The organism is Nitrospira sp. BLG_1 (assembly GCF_047338595.1).
In the GTDB taxonomy this organism is placed as follows: domain Bacteria; phylum Nitrospirota; class Nitrospiria; order Nitrospirales; family Nitrospiraceae; genus Nitrospira_D.
The window spans coordinates 1-11,100 of sequence record NZ_JBLFBO010000066.1; the positions used below are offsets into that span (position 1 = coordinate 1).

The window sequence follows — 11,100 nt, forward strand, 5'->3', positions numbered from 1 at the left end:
ATTCTGGCCAGCGTCGCCCGATTTTGTCAGCGAACTTCAGAGACAGGACACTAGTGATCGTGGTCTATTGCTGGAGCGGGGGTGGCAGGGTCGTGTGGCCCCAAGCTAAAATTTGATCTCGATGTACGACTTATTCTTGAGCTGGACGAGCCAGGCTTGAAACATGTCTTCACTTTTCTGCTGATAGACCAGATCTTGGAGTTCTCGCCGGACTTCTTCATACTTCCGAAACCGTTTGGGTCTTCGATCGTCCATCCGGAGGATCTGGACTCCCTCAGGGCTCTCGATGATGTCGGAGATCCCACCAGGCACCAACCGAGCGATGGCCTGATCGATGATGGGGATGAGTTCACCCTGCCGAACTACGCCGAGCCGTCCGCCTTGCAAGGCATTATCGCCGTCGGAGTATTCCCTGGCGACATCTTCAAACTTGTCACCTCGCTTCAGGTCATTCATGGCGCGGCGCGCTTTGGTCAGCGCATCGGCCAGCCCGTCTGAGGAGCGTGGCCGAATCAGAATTTGACTCAATTCGTACTCCTCGGCCAACGCAAACCGGTCGTGATGTTCTTGGTAGTACCGCTTCAGCTCGGAGTCGCCCACCATGATATTGCCGCGAATATGCTGATCGGCCACTCGCATGAGCACGAGTTGATCGCGTACGGCCTGGAGGTCGCCGGGGTTCGTAGGATTGAGGGACGTGCCTTGTCGCTTCATTTGCTCGATGGCTTGTTTAACCTCGATATCTGACACCTCCACTTTCTTGGCTTTGGCTTCCTGGAGCTGCAATTTCCGTTCAATCAGCTTCGTCAAGGCCATGTATTCCGCGGTCTTCAGTCGTTGGGCGAGGTCAGTTCCTCGGTGCGTACGGGAGAGACGCTCTTGCTCCGCGCCGAACTCACGCTGGACATCGGACAGCATGATCAGCTCGGAATTGACGATGGCGACGATGCGATCCTGTAGATGAGCTGAAGCCGGGTGCGGGGACCAGCTCGCGAATACGAAGAGGGTCAATGCCGATAGGAGCCGGGTTTCCCAACAGACTCTGTGAGAAGCGGTGGTCATGGTACCTACGCCCTGGAGTGGAAAGCCTTCGTCACTCGTTCGATGATTGTACACGAAGCGGTGGGTTCGTGGAAATCAGCAGGAACTAACGCTTGCCGGTGTCCTCGTTAATATAGCGAGCGGCTTCAGCAAACCGAACCGCCGCATTGGTTCGAATATCGGCAATCACCTCGTCGAATCGTTTGCGCCGCTTGTCGGCCAGGAGCTCCTGCCGAAGTCGTTCTTTTGTCGCCAAGTCGGTTTGGATAATGGCTTCATCCAGAGGAGACAGCATGACAAGATAGTATCCATGCTCGGTCTTGACGGGACCGCTGACCATCCCGGGCTTGAGGGTATGAATGACCGTATCCAGTTCGGGAAGCAGCATGCCTTTTCTGTAGGGGCCCAGATCGCCGCCTTTAGACTTCGTCTTCTCGTCCATCGAGTATCGCTGGGCGAACTTGGCAAAGTTTCCGCCCCGATTCACCTGCGTTTCCAGGTCCTTTGCGGCATACACGTTGGGCAAAAGCATGACAGAAATACTGGCTTTCAACGGGTCCAGCAGTTCGGCGGCGTGCTTCTCGTAGTAGGCGTCAAGTTCGACTTGCGTCAGTTCGACCTTGGATTGAAGCTTGTCCTTGAGAAGTTCGTCGAGGATGAGCTGTTCCTTATATCGTTGTGTCTTGTCCCGGATGATCTCGTTATGATCTAAGCCTCGGCGGCGCCCCTCCTGCATCAGGAGCTCTCGGGTGATCAGTTCCTCCAGGAATTTCCGCTTGCCGCCGTCCTTCTCATAACGGGAACGTGTGGCGGGTGAGAGCTCTCCCCATCGAAGGTCGAATTCGGTTTGGGTAATCGTCCGGCCATTGACCAACGCGACGATCGGTTCCTCCTGCCGCTCGCCGCAACCAGAGATCATCGGCCCAAAACCGGCCACCACGCCGGCAAGCAGTCCGGGCATGAGATAGGACCGACAGAATGTCAGGAACCGGAAGTGTCTCATAAGTGGGGGCACATGAGGGTCTCGATCAAGAGACTGTCGCATCCGTTCTGATCGTCTTGGTATCACAGAGGTCGAGGCTTTGCAAGATTGCATTGAGTTCCGAAAACAGCGAAGGCCAGTCGCTCTGGCGCATGGAGATTTCAAACGAGACGGGACTGAGAAACTTCAGCCGCTTCTTCAGCTGGTCCATCAATCGATGAACGGCCGGTTCAGGGATCGTCGCCTTCGGTTGGAACACGATCGTGACCGACGGGCCGTGTACGTCGAGCGAAGCCAACCGGAGGCGTTTCGCATGCGTCCGGAGTTGCATCACTTCGAGTAACCGTTCGACCGGCTCCGGAGCGGGACCATACCGGTCCTGGATTTCCCCGTGCAGGAGAGCGAGCTCACCGACTTGGGTGCAGGCCGTCAGCCGTTTATACAGGGAGAGCCGGTGGTGGGGATCCGTGACGTACGGCTCGGGGATGAAGGCCGAAACGGGCAGTTGCAGCGTCGGGTCCGGTTCTTCCTCGATGACATGCCCTTTCAACCGTTGAACAGCCTGTTCGACCATTTGCATATAGAGATCCAGTCCGATGGCGGCAATATGACCGGACTGCTGCTTTCCCAGCAGATTCCCGGCGCCTCGGATCTCCATGTCAGCCGCAGCGATACGGAAGCCTGATCCAAGCTCGGTAAACTGCTGAATGGCGATCAATCGTTTTTGAGCATCGCCGGTCAGTGTGCCTTCATCGGGAATGAGGAAATAGGCGTAGGCCTGGTCGCCTCCTCGCCCGACCCGTCCACGCAACTGGTACAGCTGGGCAAGTCCAAAGAGATCGGCGCGGTTCACGATGATCGTATTCGCGGTCGGGACGTCGAGTCCGGACTGAATGATGGCCGAGGCGATCAGAATGTCGGCCTCTCGCTTGACGAATTTCAGCATCACGGCTTCCAACGGTTTGGCGTCCATCTGGCCGTGTGCCATGACCATTCTGGCTTCAGGAATCAGCTGATGCAGCCAGGCTCCGATCCGCTCCATGGTTTCGACACGGTTGTGGACAAAATAGACCTGCCCGCCTCGTCCAAGTTCGCGCAGGACGGCGTCCCGTACGGCTTTATCGCTGAACCGAACCACCTCCGTTTTGATGGCCAACCGACCAGCCGGAGGGGTGTCAATAATCGAGAGATCTCGCACACTCGACATCGCCATTTGAAGGGTGCGGGGAATGGGGGTGGCGGTCAACGTCAAGACATCGACTTGTGTCCGAAGCTGCTTGAGCCGCTCCTTGTGCTTGACGCCGAACCACTGTTCTTCGTCGATGATGACGAGGCCGAGATGGCGAAACGTCACGTCCTTCTGCAGCAGCCGGTGAGTGCCGATGACGACATCGACGGTTCCGGCCGCGACATCCTTGAGAATGGCTTTCGTGTCTCTCGACGATTGGAATCGCGAGAGCAGCGCGACGCGCATGGGAAAGGGGGCGAAGCGTTCGGCAAAGTTTTCATAATGCTGGTGAGCCAACAGTGTCGTCGGAACCAGGACCGCCACCTGACGATCGTGCTCCACGGCCTTGAAGGCGGCGCGCATGGCGACTTCGGTCTTTCCATACCCCACGTCACCGCACACCAGCCGGTCCATGGGTCTGGTTGATTCCAGGTCTCGGCTGATGTCGGCGATGGCTTTGAGCTGGTCCGCGGTCTCCTCGTATTCAAACGAGGCCTCGAATTCGTGGTAGAGGGTTGTGGTCACGCCATAGGCATTCCGTTTCACCAGCTCCCGGTTGGCATAGAGGTCGATTAACTCTTGGGCCATTTCTTCGATGTCCTTCTTGACCCGGGCGGTCGTTTTCGCCCAGCTAGTCCCGCCCAATCGATCGAGTCGAGGTACATGACTCTCGGCGCCGCTGTATCGTTGCACTTGGTTCAACCGGTCGAGCGGAACATACAGGGTATCGCCACCTGCAAACTCCAGGATCAAGTAGTCACTCTCGAAGTCTTGGACCGAAAGGCGTTTCAGACCCCGATACTTCGCGATGCCGTGTTGCACATGCACGACGTAATCTCCGACGCTCAGGTCTTCCAGCGAGGACAGGAACGTGGCGGTCCGACTCTTGGGTTGAGGCTTATGGCGCGCGCCTTTTGCGAAGAGTTCCTCTTCGGTCAGGAGGGCGAGCCGGAGCTCTCCGGATAGAAACCCTACAGAGAGATCGCCGTGCAGCACATAAAACGGCGATTTGCCGGCCCGCTGGCTTGACCAGGTCGAGGGATTCCAGGATTCTGCCGGTAAATCATGTTCTCGGAGGAGGGCGAGCAAGCGATCGACTTGTCCCCGGCTTCGGGCAACCAGAACCACCCGATGCTCATTGCGAAGGCCTTCAAGCAGGCTCAGGGTTTGGCTGAAGGCGGTGCCTCTGATCCCGAGACCGATGCTGCCAGGAAGCTGGGTGGAAAATGAAAAGGTCGGCTCCCAGGATGAGTCCGGGACTGCCAGCGGTTCCAGCGCCATCATCGGGCAGGTGGCTATCCGTTGTTGGATGCCGTCCCACGTGAGAAAGAGACGTTCAGGGGAGGGATAGGGGTTGGCAATGTCACGATCGACGTGACGGAGGTATCCGTCATCGATTTTGCTCCAGGCAGCCTCACAGGCCTTCTTCAGACTCTCCGGTTGATCGAGAGCGAGGGAAGGATCCGAGCCAAGATAGTCGAACAACGTGTCCATGGTCTCATAGAGGTCGGGGCTTAGCCATTCTGCATCGGGAGGAACCGGCGCCGTCGCATCCTGGTCCTGTAAAGGCCGGATAAATTCTCGTGCGGGTAGGACCCACCCCTCGTTCAACTTCTCAATCGACGTTTGAGTTGCGGGGTCGAACAGCCGCATCGATTCGACTTGGTCCCCGAGAAACTCCACACGGACCGGGTTCGAGTAGGCGGTCGAGAAGATATCGACGATTCCCCCACGAATACTGAACTCTCCAGGAATTTCCACCACGGAAACCCGCCGGTATCCGATGCGAAGGAGGCTCGTGATCAAGGACTCCCGTTCGAAGGTTGCGCCTGTCTTGAAACGAATCACCGCTTCCTCAAAAAGTGAGCGCGGGATCACGCGATGCATGGCTGCGGCAACGGAGGTCACGAGGATCGTGGGTGGCTTGACCAGCAGGCGATGCAGCGTCGTCATCCGGTGTGCAATCAACGCGACATGCGGTGCCGTCGCTTCATAGGGGAGGGTCTCCCATTCCGGGAACCACGCGAGGCCTTCGACGGATTGCCCCATGAGTGTATGGAAGAAGTGCAAGTCGTTGAAGATTCGTTCAGCAGACTCGTCACTTGCGGTGAGCACGACCCATGGGGTGGCGCAGTCGTGGGAATGACGGCGAAGACGGTCTAGCAGGGTAACGGCGCAAGCCGAAGTCGGGCCATGTGCCCCAAGTAGGCATACACGTGCCTGCTTCTGATCGAGGGCCGATCGAAGAGGGACAAGCCAGGAGGGCATGTGAGAAGTGGTGTCAGACACGAATTACGTCGCGGTTGAGCGAATACGGTGAAGGAGTGCTGTAGTCGATTGACCGGGAACCAGCGGGATCGTCCTGACGATGCCGCCACGGGCTTCGACCACCTTGCGGCCGACGATTTGGTCGATAGGCCAGTCTCCGCCTTTCACCAGAATGTCCGGCTGGACGGCCGTAATGAGTTCGAGGGGATCGGGCTCGTCGAAGATCCCGACATAATCGACACAGGCCAAAGCCGCCAGCACTTCGGCCCGCTGCACCTCTGGAACGATGGGCCGGTCAGGCGCTTTTTCTAAACGCCGAACAGATGCGTCACTGTTCACCCCGACCACGAGGACATCGCCCAGAGCCCTTGCTGCTTGGAGGTATCGAGTATGCCCGATATGCATCAGATCGAAACACCCGTTGGTGAACACAATGCGCTTCCCATTCGTCCGATCCATGGCCAGAACGTGGAGGAGTTGCTCTCGCGGCAGGACCTTCGAGTTCATGGCCCCATCATACCTGGCTGCCGGTGCCAGTGAAAGAGCGATTCCTACCGTGCGAGGGTGGTGTCGAGCTGGGGACTCTCGGATCGTGGAGAGATCGATCTAACGGTGGTTATTGGCTCAAGTTCTCACAGAACGAACCGATACGGCACATAACGGAGTGTAGAGGCTGGCGTCAGCCTGACCGTAGGGATGGGTGTGTCCGGAGTCTAGCCGATGAGTGATGGTGGTGACATAAGCCTGTTCTGGACTATCGGTCTGGTCAATCTCCTGCTGGTCGTCCCCCTGATAGTCTTTCTTGCACAGGCGTTGCGACGGGACCGGACTCGTCGGCTTCAGGCAGAACGCGAGCAGGTTCGACTCCAAGAAAATGAACAAAGACTGAGGAGTATCCTGGAGGCTGAGCCGCAGGGGATTCTGGTGTCGGGACTCGATCATCGGGTGCTCCAGATTAACCCAGCCGGCTGTTTTCTCTTCGACGCCGGGTTTTCAGAAGAAATCATCGGTCGAGATCTTCGACACTTTGTCCATACGGGTGATCATCAGCAGCTCGACGACCTGTACAAGGCTGCCCGGGAGGGACGTGAGACCCGTGGACGGTGCAGACTGGTTGGATTGTCCCGTCAGATTCGGTGGGTCGAGATGACCACCGTTCCTCTTCCGGCTGAGAATGGGTCAGTCGGATCGATCCTCAGTGTGCTCCAAGATGTGACAGAGCAAAAGCGTGCCGATCGGCGTCAAGCGCTCCAACATGCGGTGGCGAAGGTGCTGGCGGCATCCTCCACCGTTGAGCAAGCCATCCCGGATCTCTTGCAGGCGATCGTCGTGAGTCTGGATTGGCAGGTCGGGTTATTCTGGAGGGTGCAGGACGATCGGCGATCCCTCACGTGCGCGCATGGGTGGTCCGTTGATTCGACGATGATCCAGGAGTTTTTACGCAACAGCCGGCAACAGGACCACGGTCCTGACTCCGACCTGCCGGGGTGTTGCTGGGCGCGTGGCGAGCCGTTGTGGATTGAGGATATCGCAGGAGCGCCGCTCTTTACGCGTGAGTCTCTCGGGGCCCCCGGGGTGCTGCGTGGAGCCTGTGCCTTTCCGATTTGGCTCAGAGCCAACGTCTATGGTGTCATGGAATTCCTCAGCCGAGAGGCTCAGGCGGAAGACCGGGATCTGTTACGCGCATTGGGCACGACCGGAAGTCAGATCGGCCTCTTCGTCGAACGGGCCGAAGTGGAAGCGGCGTTGCATCAGAACGAGGCCCGTACCAGCTTGATCATTGACACGGCCCTCGATGCGGTGATGACCATGGATGACAGCGGCCGTATTACGGAGTGGAATGCCCAGGCGGAACAAACCTTTGGGTGGTCCGCGCTCGAGGCCATCGGAGGAGACGCAGCCGACACGATTTGTCCACTGTCCCACCGCCGTGGCTATCGCGAGTATGTTCAGCGACTGCTCCAGCCTCAGGATGTGCCCACCGCTCAGCGACTGGTGGAAATGATCGGGCTTCGGCGAGACGGTCGGGAGTTTCCCATGGAAATCGCCATGACCCCATTGACGATCGAGGGCATCACCATTTTCAGCGCGTTCATTCGGGATATTACCGGACGAAAAGAAGCGGAGCAGGCGTTGAAAAACTATGCGCAGCAATTGGAAGAGATCAATCACCAATTGGATGGAGCGTTGCGGGAAGCCAAGGCCGCAACCGAGGCAAAGTCATTGTTTCTGGCCAGCATGAGTCACGAAATCCGGACGCCGATGAACGGGGTGATCGGGATGACCGGACTTCTGTTGGATACCCACCTCACGGAGGAGCAACGTGAATATGCTGAAACCGTTCGGACCTGCGGCGACCATCTGTTGACGATCATCAACGATGTCCTCGACTTCTCAAAGATCGAGGCAGGGAAACTGGATTTGGAGACGATTGCGTTCGACCTTCGTCTCGCCATCGATGAATCGCTGGATCTCGTGGCAGAGCGAGCGTCATCAAAAGGACTGAATCTGGCCTGTCTGTTCCATGCCGATGTGCCGAGACACTTGCTGGGTGACCCAGGGCGCCTCCGCCAGATCGTCATGAACTTGGCTGCGAACGCCATAAAGTTTACCGACCAGGGAGACGTGGTGGTGGAGGTGACCGTTGAAGCGGAATCGACGGAGGAGGCCACGATTCGTGTGGCGGTCACGGATACGGGGATCGGCATTTCCGAAGAGACTCGTGACAGACTGTTCCAGTCGTTCAGCCAGGCCGATGGATCTACGACGAGGAAGTACGGCGGAACCGGCCTCGGCCTTGCGATCTGCAAACGGCTGATCGAATTGATGGGAGGCGCGATCGGAGTCACGAGTCAAGTGGGGGTCGGGAGCTGCTTCTGGTTTACCGTGAAGTTGCACAAGCAGGTCAGCGGTTCCCAGGTGGTCGAGAGGAATTCCGTCTTGTTGGCCGGACTCCACATCCTTATTGTGGACAGCAAGGCCATCAACCGAAAGATCCTGGAGCTGATGACGAAGAAATGGGGGATGCAGCCGACGCTCGTCACAAGTGGACCCGAAGCGCTCATGGCCCTGAGTCAGACACAACGGCAACCGGCATTTGACCTTGTGCTGTTGGACGTGGATATGGGGCCGACGGATGGAGTCGAATTGGCGCGCACCATACGGGCGCGATCGGGAGGGGCCGAGATTCAGCTGGTGCTGCTGACTTCATTCGGTCGACGGGGAGACGCAAAAACCGCCAAAGCCGCAGGAATCTCCGCGTACCTGACGAAACCAATTCGTGAGCGGCAGTTACACGATTGTCTCGTGGCCGTCATGACGCAGTACTCTGCGACCGCCGGTGCGGCTGTGGTGAATCACTCGGTTCCCCTCATTACTCGTCATACCCTTGCCGAGACGAAGGCCAATGTGGACCTTCGCATACTGCTGGCTGAGGACAACGTCGTCAATCAGAAAGTGGCGGTCCGCCTCTTCCAGCGATTGGGGTATCGCATTGACGTGGTGGCCAACGGGCGGGAAGTGGTCGAGGCGCTGTCCCGGATCCGTTACGATGTCATTTTCATGGACTGTCAAATGCCGGAGATGGATGGCTTTGAAGCGACACGGGTGATTCGGGAACGTGAGAAATCCAAAACAGTTTCAGGTTCCATGTTTCAGGTTTCAAGGGTAGAACCGGAGCTTTCCGGTCTCCAACCTGAACCTCGAAACTTGAAACCTGAGACTCCCCATCCCGTGCCGATCGTGGCCTTGACCGCGAACGCCATGCAGGGAGATCGTGAGCAATGCCTGGCCGCGGGGATGGATGACTATCTTTCCAAACCGATTTCAGTCGAGGCCTTGGCGGCCGTTCTCCAGCGCATGCAGCACGCACGTGCGGGAAATCGGTCAGGGGGGAACCAAGAAGCTGCCTAACCTAGTCGGCTTCTGTATGGCTCGCTTGTGTTACGCCAGTTCGAGCGTCAATTGCTCTAGGGCTCTGGAGGACTTCCGAGGTGGCTTCGGTGGAGAGACTGGATCTGGAGCCTGGTCGAAGGACGAGCTGTGGCCGTCTTTGTGTTGCGCTGGTTCTGTTGTGAGCTCTTGCAAGGTTCCTCGGCAGGCTCCGCAGTGATGTCGTTGAGGCTGGATCGTTTTCCGTTGTCGCCGATAGAGACGTCCACACTTCATGCATTGCCAGGCAAATCTCGACAAGGCGATGACTTCCTTCTCCAGTGAGTGGTACGTCGTCACAGCCACCTCTCCCGAAGAATTGATCTGTCTCATTTTTCTCAGAAATGCCAGGCCATGATCAGGGCGCCGTTTCAGGACATCGAACTGCCATTGGTGAATCATTTCATGCGCAAGGGTGTTGATCAGTTCCTGCTCCACATAGGACATTCGCGCGGCCAGTTGTTCAAAGAGCGGACGCGAGAGACGAATCTCTCGTCGACCGGTACTTGGGAGATTGGGGTACGAGGTTCGTGGCCCGCCACGGCAGGTGAACATGCCAACGGAGGAGGTCAGTCGTGCACTCCAGCGAATTGGAATCGGTGGGAGAGCCCCCCCAAAGTACCGTGCGTTCAACTGTTGCCAACGAGCCTCGAGCATCTCAGGCGAAAGGGCTGTCGAGCTATGTGAGATCGGCTTCATCCCAGCTCCTCCAGCACGGCCGCGGCAAGCAGCGGTAGCATGATTTCATGGTGACCGGTCAGGGAATAGCCCTGGCCGCCTTTTTGTGTAGGCCGCCGCACGACGTTCGTCTGAGGGCGATAATGGACCAAGAAATCCATGTTGGCGGTGGTAATGTTCGAGATCGGGTGACCGAGGTTGCGCCCCAGCGACAGCGTTTTGAGAAAGACTTCCGGAAGAATCACGGCGGATCCGATGTTGACGTACACACCGCCTTCCATCTTGGCAACCACGGCAGTCAAACGTCTGAAGTCGAGCAGCGAAGTCGCTCCGATGGCGGCCCCATCAGCCGAGGGGTGCATGTGGATAATATCGGTTCCGACTGCAACATGGACGGTGACCGGTATACCAAGTCGAACACCGGTGGCGAGAATGCTGGTCCTGCGATTCGGAAACTGCGGCGCCGCGTGATGCATGTAGGTCCCAATGGCTTCCCCCAATCCTTGGCCTGCCGCTGCGCCGAGGATGATGGCGTCATTGAGGATTCGTCCGGTTTCCTCCGCCATCCCGAACCGACCTTCATCGATCTCAGCATCCACTTCCTCAGAGGTATGCCCCATGAGGGCCAATTCGAAGTCATGGATAATCCCCGCTCCATTCATGGCGACTGCCGTCACGATCCCCCGTTCCATCAAATCCGTGATGATCGGGGCGAGCCCCACCTTAATGACATGCGCACCGATTCCGATGATGACCGGACGGCGCTTCCGATGGGCTTTTGCGATGGCTCGGGCGACGGCCCGCAATGACTTGACCGCAAGGATATCAGGCAAGCCATCGCAGAAGGCCTTGAATGAACCCCCACGTTTCCACGGCGTCGCAAAGTCGGCGACCCGAACCTTGCTATACCGTTTCTTCAATGGATAGGTCTTGAGATCCGATACATTGATCGGAGCAATCAAGGCAGGACGGC

General features: G+C 57.7%; 7 protein-coding genes. 1 reads left to right on the forward strand and 6 read right to left on the reverse strand.

What is annotated here, in order from left to right; translation table 11 throughout:
- Positions 1 to 105: 105 nt before the first annotated feature.
- The 4 genes from ACMTNU_RS19280 to rfaE2 all read right to left on the reverse strand — a co-directional run bounded on the left by ACMTNU_RS19280 (position 106) and on the right by rfaE2 (position 6,026).
- Positions 106 to 1,062, reverse strand: a complete 957-nt coding sequence (locus ACMTNU_RS19280; protein ID WP_413936917.1) for a peptidyl-prolyl cis-trans isomerase — start codon at positions 1,060 to 1,062, stop codon at positions 106 to 108.
- Between the two features lie 85 nt (positions 1,063 to 1,147).
- Positions 1,148 to 2,044, reverse strand: coding sequence for a peptidylprolyl isomerase (locus ACMTNU_RS19285; RefSeq protein ID WP_413936918.1), 897 nt, complete (start codon positions 2,042 to 2,044; stop codon positions 1,148 to 1,150).
- 25 nt (positions 2,045 to 2,069) lie between these two features.
- Positions 2,070 to 5,540: a transcription-repair coupling factor gene (gene mfd, locus ACMTNU_RS19290; protein WP_413936919.1), complete on the reverse strand. Its 3,471-nt coding sequence runs from the start codon at positions 5,538 to 5,540 to the stop codon at positions 2,070 to 2,072.
- 3 nt (positions 5,541 to 5,543) lie between these two features.
- Positions 5,544 to 6,026 (reverse strand): D-glycero-beta-D-manno-heptose 1-phosphate adenylyltransferase, encoded by a 483-nt coding sequence (gene rfaE2 / locus ACMTNU_RS19295; protein ID WP_413936920.1) that lies wholly within the window; start codon positions 6,024 to 6,026, stop codon positions 5,544 to 5,546.
- A gap of 213 nt (positions 6,027 to 6,239) precedes the next feature.
- Between rfaE2 and ACMTNU_RS19300 the strand changes: the two genes are divergently transcribed.
- Positions 6,240 to 9,431 carry a response regulator gene (locus ACMTNU_RS19300; protein WP_413936921.1) on the forward strand — a complete coding sequence of 1,064 codons (3,192 nt, stop codon included), beginning with the start codon at positions 6,240 to 6,242 and terminating at the stop codon, positions 9,429 to 9,431.
- Positions 9,432 to 9,461: 30 nt separating this feature from the next.
- On the opposite strand, the gene ACMTNU_RS19305 is transcribed toward ACMTNU_RS19300, so the two are convergent.
- Positions 9,462 to 10,148, reverse strand: a complete 687-nt coding sequence (locus ACMTNU_RS19305; RefSeq protein WP_413936922.1) for a SprT-like domain-containing protein — start codon at positions 10,146 to 10,148, stop codon at positions 9,462 to 9,464.
- A complete protein-coding gene (locus ACMTNU_RS19310; RefSeq protein ID WP_413936923.1) occupies positions 10,145 to 11,089 on the reverse strand; it encodes a hypothetical protein in 945 nt (314 codons plus the stop codon). The genes ACMTNU_RS19305 and ACMTNU_RS19310 overlap by 4 nt, the downstream gene beginning before the upstream one ends.
- Between the last annotated feature and the right edge of the window lie 11 nt (positions 11,090 to 11,100).